Raw genomic sequence first — 21,698 nt, forward strand, 5'->3', positions numbered from 1 at the left:
AGGTGCTGATGCGCGTCGAGGAGCTCAGCCTGCATGCCGGCGGCCGCGAGCTGCAGCGCGGGCTGAACTTCGACGTGCACGCCGGCGAGGTGCTGGCCATCTGCGGCGCCAGCGGCTGCGGCAAGAGCACGCTGCTGCGCCACATGATCGGCCTGCAGGTGCCGCAGCAGGGCAGGGTCACATGGGTGGCCAACGGGGCGCACCGCGACGTGCATGGCGACGACCCGCCGCAACGCGAGATCGGCGTGGCCTTCCAGGCCGGTGCACTGTGGAGCAGCATGACGGTGGGCGAGAACCTGATGCTGCCGCTGGAGCTCTACACCGACCTCGACCTGCCGCAGCGCGAGCGCCAGGCACGCTTCAAGCTGGCGCTGGCCGGGCTGCCGGATGCGGCGACCTTCGACGCCGAGCCGGCGCAGCTGTCGGGCGGCATGAGGAAGCGCGCGGCCATCGCCCGCGCGCTGATGCTGGACCCGCCGCTGCTGTGCCTGGACGAGCCCTCCGCCGGCCTGGACCCGCTGACCTCGGCGCGGCTGGACGACCTCATCGTGCGGCTCAAGCGCGACCTGGGCACGGCCATCGTGCTCGTCACGCACGAGCTGGAGAGCCTGTTCGCCGTGGCCGACCGGCTGCTGTTCCTCGACGTGGAGGCGCACACCGCGACGGCGCTAGGCCCGCCCGCCGAGCTGCGCGACCATGGGCCCGCCGGGGTGCGGGAGTTCCTGACGCGCGGTGCGGCCGTGCCAGAAGAGAACGCCGCATGAGCCGCCGTCGCCGCGCCAGCCCCTTCGCCATTGGCGCCTTCGTGGCCGGCGCCGTGGCCGTGCTCGTGCTGGCACTCATCGCGCTGCCGGGGCGGCACTGGTTCGACCGGCCGCAGCGCGTCGTCATGTTCTTCTCAGGTTCGGTATTCGGGCTGCAGAAGGGCGCGCCGGTGGTCTTCCGCGGCGTGCGCGTCGGCGACGTGACGGAGATCAGCGTGCACTACGACAGCAAGACCGACAGCTTCGCCATCCCCGTCATCGCCGAACTCGACGACGACGCGGTGCGCGGCCTGGAAGGGCGCTTCACGCACGAGGACATCGGCCATGCGCTGCCGACGCTGATCAAGCGAGGGCTGTCGGCGCAGCTGGGCACGCAGAGCCTGCTGACCGGCCAGCTCTACGTGGACCTGGACTTCCGCAGCAAGCCGGCCGGCGTGCTGCACGGCGGCTACCGCGGCGATGTGACGGAGATCCCGACCAGCCCGACGGCCATCCAGGCGCTGAAGAACCAGCTCGAGAGCGTGGACCTGCGCAAGATCGTCGACGACCTGAGCCAGATCGCCAACTCGGCTCGCTCGCTGATCGCGGCGCCGGAGCTCAAGCAGGGCCTGAAGGACTTTGCGGCCACGGCCGGCCATGCGCGTCGCCTGGCCGCGCAGCTGGACCAGCGCGCCGTACCGCTGACGCGCGGCGCCGAGCGTGCGATGGCGAGCGTGGACCGTGCCGGCGACAAGGTCTCGCGCGCGGCCGACAAGCTCGGCTCGGGCGCCGACAAGGCCGACGCGCTGCTGGACCCGAACGGCCCGCTGGTGCCCGACCTGCGGCGCACGCTGGCCGAGCTGCAGCGCGCCAGCACCTCGCTGCGCGAGGCCGCCGACAGCGACGGCCCGCTGCTGCAGCAGACCGAGCGCACCATGCGCGAGCTGGCGCAGGCGGCGCGTGCGCTGCGCCAGCTGGCCGATTCGCTGGAGGCGCAGCCCGAAGCGCTGCTGCGCGGCCGCAAGCCCGACGCCCCTGCCGTGGAGCCCGCCCGATGAAGCCATCCTTGACGCCCCTGCTCCAGCCCCGGTACCGCCGCCGCGACGCGCTGCTGCTGTTGGCGGCGACCGCCCTGGCCGGCTGCGCCACGCGTGACACGCCCCCACGCCGCCTCTATGCGCTGACCGGCACGCCGCCGCTGCCGGCCGACGCCAAGCCGGGCAAGGACGGACGCGCCTGGGTGCTGGCCTCGCAGGTCGCCCTGCCCGAGCTGCTGGACCGCGACGAGCTCCTCGTTGCCGAAGGCAGCGCTGGCCTGCGGCCCTGGCCCGAGGCGCGCTGGGCCGAGCCGCTGCGCGACGCGCTGCCGCGTGTGCTGGCCGAGGACCTGTGGCGGCTGCGGCAGCCCTACCCCGTCACGCTGGGCGCGAAGGCACAGGCGGACGACGGCGTGGAGTCTCTGCGGCTGGTGGTGCAGGTGGATGAATGGCTGGCGCGGCCGGAGGGCGCTGGCCTGGTGCTGTCGCTGCGCGCACGCTGGCGCTGGGCCCCGCTGCATGCGCCGGCCGGCACCGCCCTGCCGCCCGCGGGCGCCGCCGAGCTGGCGCTGCCCTGCAGCGCCCAGGCCGATGCGCTGGCGGATGCCTACCGCCGCAGCGTCCTGCTGCTGGCGGCGCGCATCGTCGCGGCTTCTTAAGGCGCGGACGCCGTCAAGCGCGCTGCGAACGCCTTGTGCACCGCCAGCAGCGCGCTGGCGCGGCCCGCCTGCACCTGGATCAGCGCGTCCTGCGCGGCCAGGCGCTCCTGCTCGGCGTTGAGCAGCGAGTAGAAGTCGGTGACGCCGGCGTCGTAGCGCTTGAAGGCCAGGTCGCGCGCACGCTGCGTGGCCTCGGCCGCCGCAGCCTGGGCGGTGGCTTGCAGCTCGGTTTCGCGCAGCGTCGACAGGCTGCCCTGGGCGTCCTGCAACGCCGTCAGCTGGGCCTGCTCGGCGGCCGCGACGGCGGCTTCGAAGCCGGCGCGCGCGGCGCTTTCCTCGGCCTTGCGGGCGCCGAAGTCCAGGAAGTTCCAGTTCAGCGCTGCGGCGAGGCTGTGGATGCGCGTGGCGCTCTTGAACAGGTCGGAGGCAGCACCGGCACTCCAGCCGATCTGGCCGGTCAGCCCCACGCTGGGCCAGCGCGCGGCCCAGGCGATATGCGCGCGTGACGCCGCGGCCTGGGCGCGCACGGCGGCGGCCTTCACATCCGGGCGTTGGGCCAGCAGCCCCGCCGGGTCGTGCAGCGTGCCGAGGCTGATGAGGCGCGGCTGCGGCATGCCGGGCAGCGGGTCGCTGTCGGCCTTGTCGCAGTCGGCGGGCGGCTGGCCGCGCAGCACGTCCAGCTGCAGGCGCGTCAGGCAGGCGGCGTTGCGCAGGGCCGGCACGCTGGCCGAGGTCTGGGCGACGAGCGCTTCGGCGCGGGCCTGGTCCAGCGCCGTGTTGCGGCCGGCGCCGACGCGCGCCTTCACCAGGTCGAGCAGCTGGTTTTGCACGACCAGCGTTTCCTTGGCGAGCTTCAGCCGGTGGCCCAGGCCGATGAGCTGGGCCTGCAGGTTGAGCGCGGTGCCGGCCAGGCTGAGCTGGGCGGCGTCACGGTCCAGCGCGGCGCTTTCGGCGTCATAACCGGCCGCCCGGGCGGCGGCGGCGGCGCGGCCCCAGAGGTCGACCTCCCAGCCGGCCGTCGCATTGACGCCGTAGCTGCTGAAGGTGTTGAACTGGCCCTGGTCGTTGGGCGCGCGCTGGCGGCTGGCGCTGGCGCCGACGCCGACCGTGGGCAGGCGCTGGGCCCCGGCGGCGGTGGCCAGTGCCTCCGCTTGCTTGAGGCGTGCGGCGGCGGCGCGCAGGTCGCGGTTGTTGGCCAGCACCTCGTCGACGATGCGCTGCAGCTGCGCGCTGTCGACGAAGGCCGCGGTCATGGTCGCGGCACCGGGCGCGGCCGAAGGGAGCTGCGTGAACTGGGTGGGTGCCAGGTTCTGCGGGCCCTGCGACAGGCCGGGTGCGGCGCAGCCGACAAGCGCCGCAAGGGCCAGGGGGGTCAGGCGGATGAGCATGTCAGTGGCCCTCCTTCTTGGGTGCGGCGTCATCGATGCCGGGATGGAAGGCGTGCGCGGACGCTTCGACCTGCGCGCGCAGCGCGGCGGCGCGGGCGCGGCGCTTCTCGGTACCCTTGCGCAGCAGGCTGTAGAACACCGGAGTCAGGAAGATGCCGAAGAAGGTCACGCCCAGCATGCCGGCAAACACGGCGATGCCCATGGCGCGGCGCATCTCGCTTCCGGCGCCGCTGCCCAGGATCAGCGGGATGACGCCGGCGCAGAACGCGATGGACGTCATCAGGATGGGGCGCAGTCGCAGGCGGCAGGCCTCGATGACGGCGTCGGTCACCGACTTGCCGCGTTCCTCCAGCTCCTTGGCGAACTCGACGATCAGGATGGCGTTCTTGCACGCCAGGCCGACCAGCACGACCAGCGCCACCTGCGTGAAGATGTTCAGGTCACCGGCCTGCCCGAACGGCGGGAAGTGCGACAGCCACACGCCGAACAGCGCGGACAGGATGCACATCGGCACGATCAGGATGATGGCCAGCGGCAGGCTCCAGCTTTCGTACTGGGCGGCCAGCACGAGGATGACGAGCAGCACCGAGAACAGCAGCACGGCGGCCAGCGTCGGCAGCTTGATGCCCAGGCCCGGCACGGCGACGTCGCGGGTCAGGCGGTCCTGGTAGCTGAGGTCGGTGAACTCGTAGCTCATGCCGCGCGGCAGCGTCTTGAGGAGCCGCTCGATCTCGGCCTCGGCCTGCCCGCTGGAGAAGCCGGGCTTGGGCGCGCCGTTGATGTCGGCGGCCGGGAAGCCGTTGTAGCGCGTCACGCGCGTGGGGCCGAAGGTCGGCTCGACGCTCATCAGCGAACCCAGCGGCACCATCTCGCCCGCGCCGTTGCGGGTCTTGAGCTGCGTGATGTCCTCGGCCTTGGCGCGGAAGGGCGCGTCGGCCTGCACGATGACCTGGTAGGTCTTGCCGAACTTGGCGAAGTCGTTGACGTAGAGCGAACCGAGGTTGATCTGCAGCGTGTCGTAGATGGAGCCCAGCGGCACGCCCATCTGCTTGGCCTTGGTGCGGTCGACGTTGGCGAACAGCTGCGGCACGTTGATGTCGTAGTTGGAGTACGGCGTGCCGATGGGGGTGTTGGGGTTGCCGTAGATCTGGCCCAGCACGCCCCAGGTGGCGCCGTAAAGCGCCTGCTCGCCCTGGCTGCTGCGGTCCTGCACCTGGATCTTGAAGCCGCCCGCGATGCCCAGGCCGTCCACCGGCGGCGGCGGCACGACGAACATGCGCGCGCCCTGGATCTGCTGGATGGCGCCGTTGACCTGGCCGAGGATGGCCTCCTTGCTCTTCTCGCGCGAAGTGCGGGCGTCGAAGCCCTCCAGGCCGAAGAAGACGATGCCTTCGTTCGGCGAGGCCGAGAAGCCGGCGACCGACAGGCCGGGGAAGGCCACCGAGTCGACGATGCCGGGCACCTTCAGCGCGATCGCGCTCATCTGGCGGATGACTTCCTCGGTGCGGTCCAGGCTGGAGCCTGCCGGCAGCTGGGCGACGCCGATCAGGTACTGCTTGTCGGGCGCCGGCACGAAGCCGCTGGGGATGCGCGAGAACAGCAGCGCCGTGGCGCCCAGCAGCAGCGCGTAGACGACGAGGGCCAGCGACTTGCGCTTCAGGATGCCGGTGACGCCGCGGCCATAGTCCTCGGAGCGGCGGTGGAAGAAGCGGTTGAACCAGTTGAAGAAGCGGCCGAAGACCTTGTCCATGCCGCGCATCAGTGCGTCCTTGGGCGCGTCATGCGGGCGCAGCAGGATGGCGGCGAGGGCCGGCGAGAGTGTCAGCGAGTTGAAGGCTGAGATCACCGTCGAGATGGCGATGGTGACGGCGAACTGCTTGTAGAACTGCCCCGACAGGCCCGGCACCAGCGTCAGCGGGATGAACACCGCGCACAGCACCAGCGCGATGGCGATGATGGGCCCCGAGACCTCCTGCATCGCCTTGACGGTGGCCGCATGCGGCGTCAGGCCGTCCTGGATGTTGCGCTCGACGTTCTCGACCACCACGATGGCGTCGTCCACCACGATGCCGATGGCCAGCACGAGGCCGAACAGCGTCAGCGTGTTGATGGAGAAGCCCAGCAGCAGCAGCACGGCGAAGGTGCCGATGATGGACACCGGCACGGCCACCAGCGGGATGATGGACGCGCGCCAGGTCTGCAGGAAGATGATGACGACCAGCACTACCAGCGCGACGGCCTCGAACAGCGTGTGCACGACCTTCTCGATGGAGGTCTGCACGAAGCGCGTCGGGTCGTAGACGATGGCGTAGTCCACGCCCTTGGGGAAGCTGGGCTTCAGGCGCTCCATCGTCTGGCGCACGTTGTCCGAGATCGCCAGCGCGTTGGAGCCCGGGGCCTGGAACACGGCGATGGCCGCGGCTTCCTTGTTGTTCAGCAGGCTGCGCAGTGCATAGGTGTTGGCGCTGATCTCGACACGGCCCACGTCCTTCACGCGCACCATCGCGCCGGTGCTCGGCTCGCTGCGGATGATGATGTCGCCGAACTCTTCTTCGCTCGCCAGGCGGCCCTGGGCGTTGATGGAGAGCTGGAAGTCCGTGCCCTTGGGCGCCGGTGACGCGCCGACGACGCCGGCCGCAACCTGGGTGTTTTGTTCGCGGATGGCGCCGACCACCTCGCTGGCCGTCATGTTGCGGGCGGCTAGCTTCTGGGGGTCGAGCCAGATGCGCATCGCGTAGTCGCCGGCACCGAACATCAGCACCGAGCCCATGCCGGGCACGCGCAGCAGGTCGTCGCGCACGTTCAGCTGCCCGTAGTTGCGCAGGTAGAGCGCATCGCGCGAGTTGTCCGGGCTGACCAGGTGGACCACCATGGTCAGGTTGGGCGCGCTCTTTTCGGTCGTCACGCCGATCTGCCGCACGATGTCGGGCAGGCGCGGCAGCGCGCGGTTGATGCGGTTCTGCACCGCCGTTTCGGCGGCCTCGGGGTTGGTGCCGATCTTGAACGTGACCGTCAGGTTCATGCCGCCGTCGCCGGTGGCCTGGCTCTCGAAATACAGCACGTTTTCGAGGCCATTGATCTGCTCCTCGAGCGGCGTGGCCACCGTCTCGGCGATGACGCGCGGGTTGGCGCCGGGATACTGGGCGCGCACCACCACCTGCGGCGGCGCGACCTCGGGGTACTCCGAGATCGGCAGCAGCGGGATGGCCAGTGCGCCAAGCAGGAAGATGAACAGCGACAACACGGTCGCGAAGCGCGGCCGGTCGATGAAGAAGCGTGAGATGTCCATGGCAGGGGCCGCCTTTGCTTACTTCGACGCAGCGGAGGCCGGCGCGGCAGCGGGCGCGGCGCCCGGCTGACCCTGCGGCGCGGCCGGGATGGGCATGCCCTTGTCGTCGACCTTCAGCACCTGGGGCGTGACCGGCGCGCCGGGCATGGCGCGCAGCAGGCCGTCGACGATGACCAGCTCACCGCCCTTGATGCCATCGACGACGCGCATGCCGTCGATCAGCGCACCCGGCGTGACCGGGCGCGGCTGCACGATGTTGTTGGGGCCGACGACGAGGACGATCTTGCGTGTCTGGTCGGTCGTGATGGCGCGGTCGGGCACGAGCACGCCCTGGTAGCTGCTGCCGCCACCGAGCTTGACGCGGGCATACAGGCCGGGCGTGAACTGACCCGCCTTGTTGTCGAACACCGCGCGGGCGCGGATGGAGGCGGTGGCGGGGTTCAGGCGGTTGTCGACGAAGTCCAGCTTGCCGGTGTGCGGAAAGCCCTGCTCGTTGGACAGGCCCATCTGCACCACCGTGGCGGCCGGCTTGGCCGAGCGCATGTACTTCAGGTAGGTGGCCTCGCTGGCGTCGAAGTAGGCGTAGACCTTGTCGTTGGACACCACGGTCGTCAGCACCGGGTCGCCGACGCCGACGAGGTTGCCTGGCGTGACGTTGGCGCGCGAGGTGCGGCCGCTGACCGGCGCCGTCACGTTGGCGTACTCGACATTCAGCTTGGCCTGCACCAGCGCGGCCTCGGCGCCCTTCTGGTTCGCCTCGGCGCTGCGCAGCGCGGAACGCAGCTGGTCGATCTCCTGCTGGCTGACCGCGTTGGCGCTGACCAGCTTCTCGGAGCGGGCCAGGTCGGTCCTGGCCAGCTCCGCCTGCGTCTTCAGCGCGGCGATCTGCGCCTCGGCGCGAGCCACTTCCGCACGGAAGGCGCGCGTGTCGATGGTGAAGAGCGGTTCGCCCTTCCTGACCAGCTGGCCTTCCTTGAAGCGCACGGCCTCGACGGTGCCGGCGACACGGGAACGCACTTCGACAGTGTCGGGCGCCTCCAGGCGGGCCGTGAACTCGTCGAACTCCTGCACCTCGCGCTGCGTGGCCGGCGCCACCGACACCGGCGGGGGGCCGCCATGGCCACCGGGGCCGCCAGCGCCATCGGGCTGTTGGCCGCAGGCGGCAAGCAGGACGACAAGAAAGGGAGTTAGCGGCAGCGCCAGGCTGGTCTTCGTCATGGGGGGCTCCGAATGCAAGCGGGCGACTGTAGCCAGATCACCCGTTACAACGTCACCCCGAACATGAAAGCCCATTCAGGCTGCTGACAGCGCTTGTCAACAGCTACGAACTGTGAACAAAGGAAAAGCCGCGGTCAGGCGGCTTTGGGCGTTACGGCGGCGGCACGTCAATGCACGCCATGCATCCATTTCCTCATCAACGGGGTCATCGCCATCAGCACGAGGCCCGCGGCGATGGGGATGACGGTGAAGATCAGGAAGAAGACGGACATCGAATGCTGGCTGGACACCTGGTCGATGACCGCACCGGTGGAGCCCGCGATCTTGTTGGCGATGGCGGTGTTCAGGAACCAGACGCCGAACATCAGCCCGAGCAGGCGCGCCGGCGCCAGCTTGGAGATGTAGGACAGGCCAACCGGCGACAGGCACAGCTCGCCCATGGTGTGGAACAGGTAGGCCAGCGTCAGGAACATCATGCTGACCTGGGCCGTCTTCGCACCCTGCGGGATGCCCGCCGAGCCGTAGGAGAGCACGGCGAAGCCCAGGCCGAGCAGCACCAGGCCGGTGCCGAACTTGACGGGGCCGGACGGATTCCAGTGCTTCTCCCACAGCTTGGAGAACATCGGCGCGAGCACGACGATGAAGAAGCTGTTGAGCACGCCGAACCAGGTGGCCGGCACCTCGCTCTGCTCCATCGCGAACTCGCGGCCGAGCATCCACAGGCACAGGCCCCAGATGATGGCGAAGGCGACGGCCAGCGACACGTTGGCCAGCGCGTACCTGCCGCCGGTGGAGCGATAGAGCTTGAACAGCAGCCATGACAGGATGGCCGCCGGCACCAAGGTCATCGCGGTGTTGACGATCTTGAAGACGAAGCCGCTGGTGCCGACCAGCGTGCGGTCGGTGTAGTCGGCCGCGAAGATGGTCATGGAGCCGCCGGCCTGCTCGAAGGCGAACCAGAAGAAGATCGTGAAGAACGAGAAGATGAAGATCGCCTTCAGGCGGTCCGCCACGACGTGCTGGGGCGTGTCGTCCAGCGCTTCCCGTGCGACCTTGGCGGCAGCGTCGACCTTGTCGCCGATGGCGCCGAACAGGCCCTGGCTGAGCCAGAACTGGATGGCGCCCAGGATCATGAAGACGCCGGCCAGGCCGAAGCCGAGATTCCAGGAGACCTTCTCGCCGATGTAGCCGCACAGCGAGATGCCGAAGAAGGCACCGGCGTTCACGCCCATGTAGAACAGCGTGTAGCCGCCGTCACGGGCGCCCTCGTTGTCCTTGCCGTAGAGCTGGCCGACGATGGCCGAGATGTTGGGCTTGAACAGGCCGGTGCCGATGACGACCAGCCCCAGGCCGATGTAGAAACTCGTCACCGTCTCCATGAAGAGCGCAACGTGGCCGGCCGCGATGATGAAGCCGCCGAGCAGCACGGAGCGACGCGTGCCGAGCAGCCGGTCGGCGATGTAGCCGCCCAGGATGGGCGTCAGGTACACCAGGCCGGTGTACCAGCCGTAGAGATTGGTGGCTTCCGCCCGGCTCCATCCCCAGCCGCCCTTGCTGGCCTCGGTGACCAGGAACAGCACCAGCAGCGCCCGCATGCCGTAGTAGGAGAAGCGCTCCCACATCTCCGTGAAGAAGAGGACGAAGAGCTGGTTGGGCTGGCCGAGGATGGTGGCCGGCGCTGGCGCCACGCGGCCAGGCATGGCCGGGTTGGCCACGGGAGAGGTGGTAGTCACGTCGTTCGTTCCAGGTGAACCCGATAGGGTGGGCGGGCAGAGCGGGCGGGTAGCCCGCTGGACAGGATGGGAATTGTCCCGCCTGGCGCGCCGTTTCCGCTTCAGCGGACCCTCGGGAATGCCCTGGGTCGACGGGGCTGGGTCAGGGCGCCGCGGCGTGCGGCTTGCCCCCGCCGGCGGCGACCATCGGCTCGACCTCGGGCAGGATGTAGACAAGGCTGGGGCCTTGGCCGAGCACGGGCAGCACGACCTCGTCGAAGAAGGCCGGGTCGACGACGACGCAGCCCAGCGTGATGCGGTGGTCCTGCGCGTTGGCCGACGCGAGGCGCTCCTCGCGGCGCTGCGCCGCGGACACCGGACGCAGGCGGTGGATGGCGAGGTTGTTGTCGTAGTTGAACCAGACGACCCGCTCGCCGCTCAGGTTGCGGCCCGGCACGGCCTCGAAACGACCCGCGGGCGTCACGCGCTCGTGCGATTGCAGTGCGCTCGGTGCCTTGCCGCGGGCGCTGGCAGGTTCGGTATCGCCGGGCGTCAGGCCCAGCAACGCCGCGGTGCGACCGATGAGCCGGCCGTCTGCGGCGTAGACCGACAGCAGCGCCTGACGCTTGTCGACGATGGCGAAGGGGCGGCCGTCGCGGGCGTCATGTGCCACCGGCCGGACAGCGACTTCCGCTGCCGCAGGCGCCATCGAAATGACACCCCAAGTTGTAACGATGCTGACGACGCCGGTCCTGACCCGGCCTGCCCAACTGCTGCCCACGCGCTGCCTCGCTGTCCATGGGCGGCGCAACCTCGCACCAACCCGACGGGCAGTCTAGAAAGACGGGGCCTGGACGCACAGGCGAGGACTTCACGGTTTTGCGTTGTTACTTTTTCCTGTAGACGCTTGCGCCAGAACCTGCGGCGGCGCCGCAGCGGGGAAGTAGGCCGTCAAGGATTGCTTTTCGGGCAGCACGTAGACGATGCCGCGCTTCTCGCCGATATTGGGCCATACCGTCTTGTCGAAAAAAGCCACGGGCACATTGATGCAGCCCCAGCTGATGCGGTTGTCGGCCGCCGTCTTGGTGGCCAGCCGCTCCAGGCGGCGCTCCTTGGGGTTGGTGGCGCGCACGCGGTGCATGGAGACCGCGGCGTCGTAGTCGACCCAGACGACGTCCTCACCGAGGGCGTTGCGACCGGGCGCCGACGCGAAGCGCCCCGCTGGCGTGGTGCGCTCGTGGGGTTTGATCTCCGCGATGGTCTTGTTGCCGATGCCGGCAACGCTGTGATCGCCCGCCGCATAGCCGAGCAGCACCGGGCTGTCGCCCAGCAGCTGGCCGGCGGGGTTGAAGACGTAGACCCGGGCGCGCCGCTTGTCGACGATGACGAAGGGGCGGTCGCCGTTGTCGGCCTCGCGAACGGCCCAGCTGGCGACGCGGGTCACATCCGCGGGAGCGCGGACGTCGCCGAAATCCAGCTTGCGGTCCACCACCGGCCTAGGCGCTGGTGCCAGCGCATGGAGGGCAGCGACTGCGGGCCGCGGTGTCGCGTGCGGCGTGGCAGGGCGGCGCTGCTTGAAAGCGTCGCCAAAGAAGATGTAGAGGATGGCCAGGGCGATGGCGGCAAACAGCGCGCCCTGGCCCAGGCCTGAGATGACGTCGCGCCGCGCAGCAGTCGCGGCGTCGACGTCAGGGCGCTCTCCGAAACGCATGGTCAGTCAGAAAAGCGCAGGGCCCGTGCCCGATCAGTTGCGGTCAGCGCGGGGAGCAGGCTCGTAGCTGGGCGTGGTGGTGGTCGTCGTCGTGGCGGCCGGGGCGGTGTACGAGTTGTCCGCGGCGGGCGTCACGGTCGTGGTCGTCGTGGTCGTGGACGTCGAATCGCTGGGCAGCGGCGCGACCGCGGTGGCGGCGGTGTCAGCCGGCGCGGTGGCAGGAGCCGTGTTGTCGACGGGCTGCTGCTGCTGCATCGTGGTGTCAACCGGCGCAATGGCGTTCGGATCGGCAGGCGTCTGCTCGCTGGTCGGCGAAGCGGTCGCAGCGGCCATCGGATCGGTCGGCTGGTTCTGCGCGTCGGTCTGGGCCCAGGCCAGGCCGATGCCGGTGACGAGGGCGACGGCGGTCAGGGCGCTGGTGGCGGTCTTGAGAGCGGACATGGGGGACTCCTTTCAGTGGTGGGGACCGGCGAATGGGCCGGCCGGTGAGGCCGGGCATTCAATTTCCACCGGCTGGAATCCACTCTATGGCGCTCCCCTTGCCAGCGGCGTCGGCCCCATGCCCAATGCCATGTAGGAGGCGCCCCCGCCCCGTAGCGGCTCGTTACCGCAGGCTACAGCTACAGCGAAAAGTCGTAGTCGATCGTCAGCGGCGCGTGGTCGCTGAAGAGCTGGCCGGTGTAGATGGCCTCGCGACGGGCAAGGGCCGCGAGACCGGGCGTGGCCAGGTGGTAGTCCAGCCGCCACCCGACGTTGTTGGCGCGCGCGTTGCCGCGGTTGCTCCACCAGGTGTATTGCTCGGCCTTGTCGTTCAGCGTACGGAACACGTCGACCAAGCCGCCGCCGTCGCTGCCGTCCGCGAAGAGTCGCGTCAGCCAGGCGCGCTCCTCCGGCAGGAAGCCGCTGTTCTTCTGGTTGCTGCGCCAGTTCTTCAGGTCGATTTCCTTGTGCGCGATGTTGACGTCGGCCACGAGGATGAACTCGCGCTCGGCTTTCAGCGCCATCAGGTGCGGGTACAGCGCGGCCAGGAAACGGTACTTGACCTGCTGGCGCTCCTCCCCGCTGGTGCCGCTGGGGAAATAGACGCTGATCAGGCTGAGCTTGCGGCCGGGTTTGTCAAAGCGCTTCTCGACCCAGCGGCCCTCGCAGTCGAATTCGGGCATGCCGAGGCCTGTCACCAGGTCGCTCGGCTCCTCGCGCGTGTACAGGCCCACGCCGGAGTAGCCCTTCTTCTCGGCGTAATGGAAATGCCCGGCCAGCTTGTCGCAGCTGCGGAACTGGCTCTCGACCACGTCGGCCTGCGCCTTGAGCTCCTGCACCCCGACGGCGTCGGCTTGTTGCTGGTCCAGCCAGTCGAAAAATCCCTTGCTGGCGGCGGAGCGGACGCCGTTGAGATTGGCGGTGATGAAGCGCATCGGACTTAGGGGGATGGAAGGCGTCGCCCAGTATCGCAGTGCAGCAAAAGCACAACAGAGCCGCCGCTTCCATCACGAAAACGCCACGCGATCTTTACTATCCCGTCGCAATCCAGCGGCGTCAGAAATGCCTGGTGCCCACATACCCCCCTTCGCCGACCCGTCAACCCGAGGATTTCTCATGCCGAATCACCGCATTTCTCCGACCCTGCTCGCGCTGGCGCTCGGCGCGGCCTTCCCGATGCAGGCCGCCATGGCACAGAACGCACCGGCGCCCGAGGCCAAGAAGGACACCACCCAGCTCGAAGCCGTCATCGTGACCGGCAGCCGGCGGGCAGAGAACCTGAAGGAAGTGCCGCTGTCGATCTCGGCGATCAAGTCGGAGGAGCTGGACACCTACAACGCCAGCGGCCAGGACATCCGCGCGCTGTCCGGCAAGGTACCCAGCCTGAACATCGAGTCCGACTACGGCCGCACCTTCCCGCGCTTTTACGTCCGCGGCCTGGGCAACACCGACTTCGACATGAACGCCTCACAGCCGGTGGGCCTGGTCTATGACGATGTGGTGCAGGAAAGCATCGCGCTCAAGGGCTTCCCGGTGTTCGACATGGAGCAGGTCGAGCTGCTGCGCGGCCCGCAGGGCACCCTGTTCGGCCGCAACTCGCCGGCCGGCGTGATGAAGTTCGACTCGGTCAAGCCGGGCAAGCGATTCGAGGGCTATGCCAACCTCGGCTACGGCCGTTGGAACTCCGTCAACCTGGAAGCTGCGGTCAACGTGCCATTGAGCGATGACTGGCAGATGCGCGTCGCCGGCATCGTGCAGCGCCAGGACGATCGCGTGCACAACCCCATCGCCGCCACGGCTGGCGCCACAGCCGACCTCGAGGGCTACAACGACAAGGCGCTGCGCCTGCAGGCGGCCTACAAGAACGGCAACTTCTCCGGCCTCTTCAAGGTCCAGGCCCGCGACTTCAAGGGCTCGGCCACGACATTCCGCGCCAACATCATCAAGAAGGGCACGAACGACTTCGTCGATGGCTATGACGACAGCTACTACCCCACCGACGGCTACAACTCGCAGACCCTGAAGTCCAGCGAAGTCAGCGCCCGCCTGCGCTGGGACTTCGATGGCGTGTCGCTGTACTCCATCACCGCCCACGACCGCGCCAAGTTCTACAGCCGCGGCGACGTCGACGGCGGCTTCGGCTCCGCCTTCGTGCCGCCCTCGGGTCCGAACTACGGCGGCCAGAACGCCAACATCCCGTTCGACTCGCAGACCGCCGACGGCATCCCGACGCTGCGCCAGACGACGCAGGAGTTCCGGCTGCAGTCCAACACCAGCGCGGCGCTGCAGTGGATCGCCGGCCTGTACTACTTCAACGAGAAGCTGCAGGTGGACAGCTTCAACTTCGACAGCTTCGCCGCCGGCGACCCGCAGAACGGCTACGCGGTGCAGCATCAGAACGCCAAGTCCTGGGCCGCCTTCGGCAACCTGAACTACGCCCTGACGCCCGACCTCAAGATCCGTGGCGGCGTGCGCTACACCAACGACAAGAAGGACTTCGACGCCGCCCGTACCCAGACGCCCTTCGGCGGCGCCAACGTCGGCCCGCTGACCGCGAACCCCAAGTCGACGAACTGGAGCTGGGACCTGGGCGCCAACTACAACCTGGACAAGGCCACCAGTCTGTTCGCCCGCGTGGCCACCGGCTACCGCGCGCCGTCCATCCAGGGGCGTGTGCTGTTCGGCGACACCATCTCGGTCGCCAAGTCGGAGAAGGTGCTGTCCGTCGAGGCCGGCTTCAAGGCCGACCTGCTCGACAACACCGCCCGCATCAGCGGCACGGTCTTCAAGTACCGTGTCAAGGACATGCAGCTCACCGCCGGCAGCGGTGGCGTGAATCAGAACCGCCTGATCAACGCCGCCAAGGCCGAGGGACAAGGCTTCGAGCTTGATGCGCAGGCCATCATCGCCCGCGACTGGCGCACCACGCTCGGCTTCTCGTACAACGACACGAAGATCAAGGATGCGAACCTGTTTGCCGCGCCCTGCGGCGCATCCTGCACGGTGCTCGACCCGGCGGGCCCGCTTCCCGGCACGGTCAGCATCAACGGCAACGCGCTGCCGCGCGCGCCCAAGGTGGTGTGGAACTGGACGCTGAAGTACAGCACCGAGATCGGCAACGGCGAACTGACCGTGCTGACCGACTGGGCGTACAAGGACAAATACAACATGTTCCTGTACGAGGCCGTCGAGTACACGGCCAAGTCGGCGCTCGAAGGCGGCCTGCGCGTGGGCTACGGTTGGGCCAACGGCAAGTACGAGGTGGCCGCCTACTCGCGCAACATCACCAACCACCGCCAGGTCGTCGCCGCCATCGACTTCAACAACCTGACCGGCATCGTCAACGAGCCGCGCAGCTACGGCGTGCAGTTCAAGGCAAGTTTCTAGTCTCAACTGCGCGAGCGCGGCGGGCTCCGCCGGACTCGCGTAAACCAGAAGAGGCCTGGCCCGTTCTAGGGGTCAGGCCTCTTTCTTTGCCCCCTAGAATCTTTGTCACATGTCCCGCGCCGCCGATCCGCTCGCCCAGTCCTTTGTCGCCTTCGCCGTGGAGGCCGGCGTGTTGCGCTTTGGCGAGTTCAAGACCAAGGCCGGCCGGCTCAGCCCTTATTTCTTCAACGCCGGCCTGTTCGATGACGGCGAGAAGCTGCGCCGCCTGGCCGGCTTCTATGCCGAGCGCCTGATCGCATCCGGCCTGCAGTTCGACATGATCTTCGGCCCCGCCTACAAGGGCATCACGCTGGCCGCCGCGGTCGCGATGGAGCTGGCGCGGCACGGCCACAACCTGCCTTTCGCCTACAACCGCAAGGAGGCCAAGGACCACGGCGAGGGCGGCACCCTCGTCGGCGCGCCGGTGCAGGGCCGGGTGCTCATCATCGACGACGTCATCTCCGCCGGCACCTCGGTGCGCGAGTCCATCCAGATGATCGAGGCCGCCGGCGCCGCGCCCTGCGGCGTCGCCATCGCGCTGGACCGCCAGGAGAAGGCGGCCGAAGGTGGCGTCGACAGCCCGCTGTCCGCCGTGCAGCAGGTGCAGCAGCGCTACGGCCTGCCGGTGGTGGCCCTGGCCGGCCTGGCCGATCTGCTCGCCTACCTCGAAGGCGCGCCGGAGCTGGCGACCCATCGGCCCGCCGTGCTGGCCTACCGCGAACGCTACGGGGTCTGAGCGGCTGTGAACGAATCCTGTACGCGCGTCCTGCTCGTCGCCTGCTGCCTGCTCGCATCCACCGCCTGGGCCCAGGACGGGTCGCCGGGCAAAGGCATCTACACCTGTACCACCGCCGATGGCCGCAAGCTGACCGGCGACCGACCCATCCCTGAATGCACCGCGCGCGAACAGCGTGTGTTGAACCCGGACGGCTCGCACCGCGCCACGCTGCCGCCCTTCCTCAGCCCGGAGGAGCGCGCCGCCAAGGAAGCCGCCGACCGCCGCGCCGCGGCCGAGCGAATTGCCCAGCTGGACGCGATCCGCCGCGATCGCACGTTGATGCAGCGCTATCCGAACGAGGCCGCGCACCAGCGTGCCCGTCTCCTGGCGCTGGATGACGCCAACAAGGCGATGCACATCTCCGAGCGCCGCATCAAGGACCTCGGCGCCGAGCGCAAGCCGCTGCTGGACGAGGCCGAGTTCTACAAAGGCCGGCCGCTGCCGGGCAAGCTCAAGCAGGCGCTCGACGCGAACGACGCCAGCGTCGAGGCCCAGGAGCAGCTCATCGAGAATCAGAAGGCCGAGATCGTGCGCGTCAACGCCCGCTTCGACGCCGAGCTCGCGCGCTTGCGCAAGCTCTGGGCCGGCGCCACGCCGGGGTCGATGCCGCCGCTGGGCGAACTGACGAAGACGGCGCCGCCGGCGACGCCGAAGCCCGGCGCCTCCAAGTAGGCCAGGCCTTCTCAAGGCGTCGGTCAGGCAAGACGCAGGTCTTGCCCTCCGTCCTAGCCCAGCTTCTTCTTCAGCAGTTCGTTGACCAGCGCCGGATTGGCCTTGCCCTTGGTCGCCTTCATCGCCTGGCCGACCAGCGCGTTGAAGGCCTTGTCCTTGCCGGCGCGGAACTCGTCGACCGACTTGGGGTTGGCCGCCAGCACCTCGTCCAGGATGGCCTCGATGGCGCCGGTGTCGCTCAACTGCTTGAGGCCCATCGACTCGATCAGCGCATCGACATCCTGATCGGCGTCGAAGACCTCTCCTTCAGGGTGCCAAAGCGCTTCGAACACCTGCTTCGCGCCGCTGTTGGAGATCGTGCCGTCGGCAATGCGCCGAATGAGCCATGCCAGCTTGTCCGCGGGAATGCAGACCTCACTGTCCACGGCCATGCCTTCGGCGTTCAACCGGCGCGCCAGCTCGCCCATCATCCAGTTCGCGACCAGCTTGGGCTGGCCACACGCATCCCTTGCCGCCTCGTAATAGCGGGCGAACGCCAGGCTCTGCGTCATCATCGTGGCGTCATAGGCCGGCAAGCCGTCCTGCTCGACGAAGCGCGCAGCCATCACCGCCGGCAGCTCGGGCATCTCGCTTTTGACACGCTCCACCCATTCCGGTGCGACGACCAGCGGCGGCAGGTCGGGGTCGGGGAAGTAGCGGTAGTCCGCCGAGTCCTCCTTGCTGCGCATCGCGCGGGTCTCGCCGGTGTCCGGGTTGTAGAGGATGGTCGCCTGGCTGATTCGGCGGCCGTCCTCCAGCTCGTCGATCTGCCAGTTGACCTCGTAGTTCACCGCGTCGACGAGGAAGCGGAAGCTGTTGAGGTTCTTGATCTCGCGACGCGTCCCGTAGGGCTCGCCGGGCTTGCGCACCGACACGTTGACGTCGCAGCGGAACGAGCCTTCCTGCATGTTGCCGTCGCAGATGCCCAGCCACATCACCAGCGCGTGCAGCGTCTTGGCGTACTCCGCCGCCTCTGCCGCCGAGCGCATGTCGGGCTCGGAGACGATCTCCAGCAGCGGCGTGCCGGCGCGGTTCAGGTCGATGCCCGACTGGCCGTGGTAGTCCTCGTGCAGGCTCTTGCCCGCGTCTTCCTCCAGGTGGGCGCGGGTCAGGTTGACCTTGTGCTTGACGTCGCCGACGAAGAACTCCACCGCGCCGCCCTGCACCACCGGGATCTCGAACTGGCTGATCTGGTAGCCCTTGGGCAGGTCCGGGTAGAAGTAGTTCTTGCGCGCGAAGATGGACAGCGGCGCCACCTTGGCGCCGACCGCCAGGCCGAAGCGGATGGCGCGCTCGACGGCCGCGCGGTTCAGCACCGGCAGCGTGCCGGGCAGCGCCAGGTCCACCGGCGAGGCCTGCGTGTTGGGTGCCGCGCCGAAGGCGGTCGAGCTGCCGCTGAAGATCTTGCTCCGCGTGGAGAGCTGGACGTGGTTTTCGAGGCCGATGACGACCTCGTAGCCGCGGATGAGTTTGGCTGTTGGCATGGTCAGAATCCTGAGGGCGCGGCCAGATGCCAGTCGGTCGCCTGCTGAAGCGCGTGGGCCGCGTGCAGCAGCTGCCCTTCCTTGAAGTAGTTGCCGATCAGCTGCAGGCCGACCGGCATGCCGCCTTCGCCGGTGCCCACCGGCACGCTCATGCCGGGCAGGCCAGCCAGCGAGCCGGGCAACGTGAAAATGTCTGCGAGGTAGGCTTGGGTCGGGTTGTCCTTGCCCTCGCCGTGCTTCCAGGCGACGGTGGGCGCCACGGGGCCGGCGATCAGGTCGCACTGCGCGAAGCACTGCTGGAAGTCGTCCGCGATCATGCGGCGCAGCTTCTGAGCCTGGAGGTAATACGCGTCGTAGTAGCCATGACTGAGCACGTAGCTGCCGATCATGATCCGGCGCTTCACCTCGGGGCCAAAGCCCTCGGCACGCGTCTTCTTGTACATGTCCAGCAGGTCGTCGTACTTGGCGGCCCGATGCCCGAACTTGACGCCATCGAAGCGCGAAAGGTTGGAGCTCGCCTCGGCGGGGGCAATGATGTAGTAGACGGGGATGGCCAGCTCGGTGCGAGGCAGGCTCACGTCCACCAACATGGCGCCCAGCTTTTCCAGCTCGGCCAAGCCCGCGCGCACGGCGGCGTCCACGTCGGCGGACAGGCCGGCCGGGAAGAACTCCTTCGGCAGGCCGATCCGCAGCCCCGCCAGCGGCTTGGCGGCGGTGGCCGTCTCGCGCGCCGCCAGCATCTGCGCATGAAAGTCCTGCGGCGGCTGTTGCACGCTGGTTGCGTCGCGCTCGTCGAAGCCGCTCATCGCCGACAGCAGCAGCGCGCAGTCCTCGGCCGAGCGGGCCATCGGGCCGGCCTGGTCCAGGCTGGAGGCGAAGGCGATCATCCCGTAGCGCGAGCACACGCCGTAAGTCGGCTTGATGCCGGTGATGCCGGTGAAGCTGGCCGGCTGGCGGATGGAGCCGCCGGTGTCGGTGCCGGTCGTGCCGGGCACGAGGCGCGCGGCCACCGCGACGGCCGAGCCGCCCGACGAGCCGCCCGGCACGCGGCCGAGGTCCCAGGGGTTGTGCGCCGGGCCGTAGGCGCTGTTCTCGTTGGCCGAGCCCATCGCGAACTCGTCGCAGTTCAGCTTGCCTAAAGCGACCGTACCGGCCGCGTTCAGCTTGGCGACGACCGTGGCATCGAACGGGCTGCGGTACCCGGCCAGCATCTTGGAGCCGGCCGTCGTCGGCATGTCGGCCGTGACGTAGATGTCCTTGTGCGCGATCGGCACGCCCGTCAGCGGGCCGGCATTGCCGGCGGCCAGCACCGCGTCGGCGGCATCGGCACGGGCCAGCGCACCGTCGGCGTCAACGTGCAGGAAGGCACCCAGCTTCTCGTGGGCGGCGATGCGCCCCAGCAGGGCCTGCGTGGCCTCGCGGCTGGAGACGGCGCGGCTCTTCAGGGCGGCGGCCAGCTCGGCCACGCCCATGTCGTGAACGGGCTTCATTCGATGACCTTGGGAACGAGGAAGAGGCCGTCCTCGACGGCCGGGGCGCTCTGCTGGTTGCGCTCGCGCTGGTTGCTCTCGGTGACGACATCGTCACGCAGGCGCAGGGCCACCTCTTGCACGGCCGACAGCGGCGTGTAGAGCGGCTCGACGCCAGCGGTGTCGACGGCGCTCATCTGGTCCACGATCTTGAAGAAGTCGTTCAGGTTGCCCAGCAGCGCCTCGGACTCGGCCGGTTGCAGTTCCAGCCGGGCCAGATGGGCGATGCGGCTCACGTCGTCAGGGGTGAGGCTCATGAAGGGTTTTCAGATGTAAGCCTGAAGCCAGAAAGCCAGTGCTGGCGGGCCTCAGAACGGGGTGTTCGGTTATTATCGCCGTCCATCTTCATGGCCTTCGGGGCTGCCCCTTCAGCGACTGTTTTCGTCGCGGTCCGGGCGGCCTCGCTGCTTTAAGCACCCCCCAATTTTTCGAGCCGCGCCCCGCCGGCGAGGCTCCCGCGCCACACCATGTTTGCCTCCCTGCGCCGCTACTTCTCCACCGACCTGGCCATCGACCTCGGCACCGCCAACACCCTGATCTACGTGCGCGGCAAGGGCATCGTGCTGGACGAGCCCTCGGTCGTCTCGATCCGCCACGAGGGCGGCCCCAACGGCAAGAAGACCATCCAGGCCGTCGGCCGCGAGGCCAAGGCCATGCTGGGCAAGGTGCCCGGCAACATCGAGGCCATCCGGCCGATGAAGGACGGCGTGATCGCCGACTTCACGGTCACCGAGCAGATGCTCAAGCAGTTCATCAAGATGGTCCATGACTCGAAGACGTTCAAGCCGTCGCCGAGGATCATCATCTGCGTGCCCTGCGGCTCGACCCAGGTGGAGCGCCGCGCCATCCGCGAATCGGCCCTCGGCGCCGGCGCCAGCGAGGTCTACCTGATCGAGGAGCCGATGGCTGCCGCGATCGGCGCCGGCCTGCCGGTGGCCGAGGCGTCGGGCTCGATGGTGGTCGACATCGGCGGCGGCACGACGGAAGTCGGCGTCATCTCGCTGGGCGGCATGGTCTACAAGGGATCGGTCCGCGTCGGTGGCGACAAGTTCGACGAAGCCATCATCAACTACATCCGCCGCAACTACGGCATGCTGATCGGCGAGCCCACCGCCGAAGCCATCAAGAAGAACATCGGCAGCGCCTTCCCCGGCAGCGAGGTCAAGGAGATGGAGGTCAAGGGCCGCAACCTCTCCGAAGGCGTGCCGCGCAGCTTCACGATCTCGTCCAACGAGATCCTTGAAGCCCTGACCGACCCGCTCAACCAGATCGTCTCCGCCGTGAAGAACGCGCTGGAGCAGACGCCGCCCGAACTGGGCGCCGACATCGCCGAGCGCGGCATGATGCTGACCGGCGGCGGCGCGCTGCTGCGCGACCTGGACCGCCTGCTCGGCGAGGAGACCGGCCTGCCCGTGCTGGTGGCCGAAGACCCGCTGACGTGCGTCGTGCGCGGCTGCGGCATGGCCCTGGAGCGCATGGAGCGCCTGGGCTCCATCTTCACGTCCGAATAAGCACCTAACGCGCCGCGCGCGC

Annotated in this window: 18 protein-coding genes; 7 read left to right on the forward strand and 11 right to left on the reverse strand. The window is 68.8% G+C overall.

Annotated features, from left to right (window positions below; genetic code table 11):
- The first annotated feature begins 8 nt into the window (after positions 1 to 8).
- From ASD35_RS13905 to ASD35_RS13915, 3 genes are read left to right on the forward strand one after another with little or no spacing between them, the layout of a single operon-like run.
- Positions 9 to 764 carry an ABC transporter ATP-binding protein gene (locus ASD35_RS13905; RefSeq protein ID WP_235538346.1) on the forward strand — a complete coding sequence of 252 codons (756 nt, stop codon included), beginning with the start codon at positions 9 to 11 and terminating at the stop codon, positions 762 to 764.
- On the forward strand, positions 761 to 1,801 hold the full coding sequence (locus ASD35_RS13910) for an MlaD family protein (protein WP_056875547.1): 1,041 nt from the start codon (positions 761 to 763) through the stop codon (positions 1,799 to 1,801). The genes ASD35_RS13905 and ASD35_RS13910 overlap by 4 nt, the downstream gene beginning before the upstream one ends.
- Positions 1,798 to 2,439, forward strand: a complete 642-nt coding sequence (locus tag ASD35_RS13915; protein ID WP_056875548.1) for a membrane integrity-associated transporter subunit PqiC — start codon at positions 1,798 to 1,800, stop codon at positions 2,437 to 2,439. Before ASD35_RS13910 ends, ASD35_RS13915 begins: the two co-directional genes overlap by 4 nt.
- On the opposite strand, the gene ASD35_RS13920 is transcribed toward ASD35_RS13915, so the two are convergent.
- The 8 genes from ASD35_RS13920 to ASD35_RS13955 form a co-directional block, all read right to left on the reverse strand.
- Positions 2,436 to 3,827: an efflux transporter outer membrane subunit gene (locus tag ASD35_RS13920; RefSeq protein WP_056875549.1), complete on the reverse strand. Its 1,392-nt coding sequence runs from the start codon at positions 3,825 to 3,827 to the stop codon at positions 2,436 to 2,438. The two genes, ASD35_RS13915 and ASD35_RS13920, sit on opposite strands and share 4 nt — an antisense overlap.
- A gap of 1 nt (position 3,828) precedes the next feature.
- A complete protein-coding gene (locus ASD35_RS13925) occupies positions 3,829 to 7,116 on the reverse strand; it encodes an efflux RND transporter permease subunit (RefSeq protein WP_056875550.1) in 3,288 nt (1,095 codons plus the stop codon).
- An 18-nt stretch (positions 7,117 to 7,134) separates the two neighbouring features.
- Entirely contained in the window at positions 7,135 to 8,334 is a 1,200-nt protein-coding gene (locus ASD35_RS13930; protein WP_056875551.1) for an efflux RND transporter periplasmic adaptor subunit, read from the reverse strand.
- Between the two features lie 167 nt (positions 8,335 to 8,501).
- Positions 8,502 to 10,067: a peptide MFS transporter gene (locus ASD35_RS13935; RefSeq protein ID WP_200956050.1), complete on the reverse strand. Its 1,566-nt coding sequence runs from the start codon at positions 10,065 to 10,067 to the stop codon at positions 8,502 to 8,504.
- 142 nt (positions 10,068 to 10,209) lie between these two features.
- Positions 10,210 to 10,719 (reverse strand): L,D-transpeptidase, encoded by a 510-nt coding sequence (locus tag ASD35_RS13940; RefSeq protein WP_157275562.1) that lies wholly within the window; start codon positions 10,717 to 10,719, stop codon positions 10,210 to 10,212.
- Between the two features lie 198 nt (positions 10,720 to 10,917).
- Positions 10,918 to 11,757, reverse strand: a complete 840-nt coding sequence (locus ASD35_RS13945) for a hypothetical protein (protein ID WP_200956051.1) — start codon at positions 11,755 to 11,757, stop codon at positions 10,918 to 10,920.
- 33 nt (positions 11,758 to 11,790) lie between these two features.
- Complete coding sequence (locus tag ASD35_RS13950) at positions 11,791 to 12,198, reverse strand: hypothetical protein (protein WP_056875553.1); 408 nt, start codon at positions 12,196 to 12,198, stop codon at positions 11,791 to 11,793.
- Between the two features lie 179 nt (positions 12,199 to 12,377).
- A complete protein-coding gene (locus tag ASD35_RS13955; RefSeq protein WP_056875554.1) occupies positions 12,378 to 13,172 on the reverse strand; it encodes an exodeoxyribonuclease III in 795 nt (264 codons plus the stop codon).
- Positions 13,173 to 13,353: 181 nt separating this feature from the next.
- Here ASD35_RS13955 and ASD35_RS13960 point away from each other — a divergent pair, with 181 nt between their 5' ends.
- The 3 genes from ASD35_RS13960 to ASD35_RS13970 all read left to right on the forward strand — a co-directional run bounded on the left by ASD35_RS13960 (position 13,354) and on the right by ASD35_RS13970 (position 17,113).
- Positions 13,354 to 15,624 carry a TonB-dependent receptor gene (locus tag ASD35_RS13960; protein WP_056875555.1) on the forward strand — a complete coding sequence of 757 codons (2,271 nt, stop codon included), beginning with the start codon at positions 13,354 to 13,356 and terminating at the stop codon, positions 15,622 to 15,624.
- A gap of 109 nt (positions 15,625 to 15,733) precedes the next feature.
- Positions 15,734 to 16,399, forward strand: coding sequence for an orotate phosphoribosyltransferase (gene pyrE, locus ASD35_RS13965; protein WP_056875556.1), 666 nt, complete (start codon positions 15,734 to 15,736; stop codon positions 16,397 to 16,399).
- A gap of 6 nt (positions 16,400 to 16,405) precedes the next feature.
- The gene (locus tag ASD35_RS13970) at positions 16,406 to 17,113 is read left to right on the forward strand and encodes a hypothetical protein (RefSeq protein ID WP_056875557.1); all 708 of its coding nucleotides are present in this window, start codon (positions 16,406 to 16,408) and stop codon (positions 17,111 to 17,113) included.
- A 53-nt stretch (positions 17,114 to 17,166) separates the two neighbouring features.
- Here the strand turns inward: ASD35_RS13970 and gatB are convergent, their stop codons facing one another.
- The 3 genes from gatB to gatC are packed head-to-tail and all read right to left on the reverse strand — an operon-like array spanning position 17,167 to position 20,422.
- Positions 17,167 to 18,636, reverse strand: coding sequence for an Asp-tRNA(Asn)/Glu-tRNA(Gln) amidotransferase subunit GatB (gatB, locus tag ASD35_RS13975; RefSeq protein WP_056875558.1), 1,470 nt, complete (start codon positions 18,634 to 18,636; stop codon positions 17,167 to 17,169).
- 2 nt (positions 18,637 to 18,638) lie between these two features.
- On the reverse strand, positions 18,639 to 20,126 hold the full coding sequence (gatA, locus tag ASD35_RS13980) for an Asp-tRNA(Asn)/Glu-tRNA(Gln) amidotransferase subunit GatA (protein ID WP_056875559.1): 1,488 nt from the start codon (positions 20,124 to 20,126) through the stop codon (positions 18,639 to 18,641).
- Entirely contained in the window at positions 20,123 to 20,422 is a 300-nt protein-coding gene (gene gatC, locus ASD35_RS13985) for an Asp-tRNA(Asn)/Glu-tRNA(Gln) amidotransferase subunit GatC (RefSeq protein WP_056875560.1), read from the reverse strand. Before gatC ends, gatA begins: the two co-directional genes overlap by 4 nt.
- Positions 20,423 to 20,632: 210 nt before the next feature.
- Here gatC and ASD35_RS13990 point away from each other — a divergent pair, with 210 nt between their 5' ends.
- Positions 20,633 to 21,676 (forward strand): rod shape-determining protein, encoded by a 1,044-nt coding sequence (locus ASD35_RS13990; RefSeq protein WP_056191483.1) that lies wholly within the window; start codon positions 20,633 to 20,635, stop codon positions 21,674 to 21,676.
- The last annotated feature ends 22 nt before the right edge of the window (positions 21,677 to 21,698 follow it).

Source organism: Pelomonas sp. Root1444 (assembly GCF_001426885.1).
GTDB lineage: Bacteria > Pseudomonadota > Gammaproteobacteria > Burkholderiales > Burkholderiaceae_C > Pelomonas.

Coding starts and splice junctions, on each gene's coding strand:
- ASD35_RS13905 (WP_235538346.1), top strand. CDS start 9: ATGCGCGTCGAGGAGCTCAGCCTGCATGCCGGCGGCCGCGAGCTGCAG.
- ASD35_RS13910 (WP_056875547.1), top strand. CDS start 761: ATGAGCCGCCGTCGCCGCGCCAGCCCCTTCGCCATTGGCGCCTTCGTG.
- ASD35_RS13915 (WP_056875548.1), top strand. CDS start 1,798: ATGAAGCCATCCTTGACGCCCCTGCTCCAGCCCCGGTACCGCCGCCGC.
- ASD35_RS13920 (WP_056875549.1), bottom strand. CDS start 3,827: ATGCTCATCCGCCTGACCCCCCTGGCCCTTGCGGCGCTTGTCGGCTGC.
- ASD35_RS13925 (WP_056875550.1), bottom strand. CDS start 7,116: ATGGACATCTCACGCTTCTTCATCGACCGGCCGCGCTTCGCGACCGTG.
- ASD35_RS13930 (WP_056875551.1), bottom strand. CDS start 8,334: ATGACGAAGACCAGCCTGGCGCTGCCGCTAACTCCCTTTCTTGTCGTC.
- ASD35_RS13945 (WP_200956051.1), bottom strand. CDS start 11,757: ATGCGTTTCGGAGAGCGCCCTGACGTCGACGCCGCGACTGCTGCGCGG.
- ASD35_RS13950 (WP_056875553.1), bottom strand. CDS start 12,198: ATGTCCGCTCTCAAGACCGCCACCAGCGCCCTGACCGCCGTCGCCCTC.
- ASD35_RS13955 (WP_056875554.1), bottom strand. CDS start 13,172: ATGCGCTTCATCACCGCCAATCTCAACGGCGTCCGCTCCGCCGCCAGC.
- ASD35_RS13960 (WP_056875555.1), top strand. CDS start 13,354: ATGCCGAATCACCGCATTTCTCCGACCCTGCTCGCGCTGGCGCTCGGC.
- pyrE (WP_056875556.1), top strand. CDS start 15,734: ATGTCCCGCGCCGCCGATCCGCTCGCCCAGTCCTTTGTCGCCTTCGCC.
- gatB (WP_056875558.1), bottom strand. CDS start 18,636: ATGCCAACAGCCAAACTCATCCGCGGCTACGAGGTCGTCATCGGCCTC.
- gatA (WP_056875559.1), bottom strand. CDS start 20,126: ATGAAGCCCGTTCACGACATGGGCGTGGCCGAGCTGGCCGCCGCCCTG.
- gatC (WP_056875560.1), bottom strand. CDS start 20,422: ATGAGCCTCACCCCTGACGACGTGAGCCGCATCGCCCATCTGGCCCGG.
- ASD35_RS13990 (WP_056191483.1), top strand. CDS start 20,633: ATGTTTGCCTCCCTGCGCCGCTACTTCTCCACCGACCTGGCCATCGAC.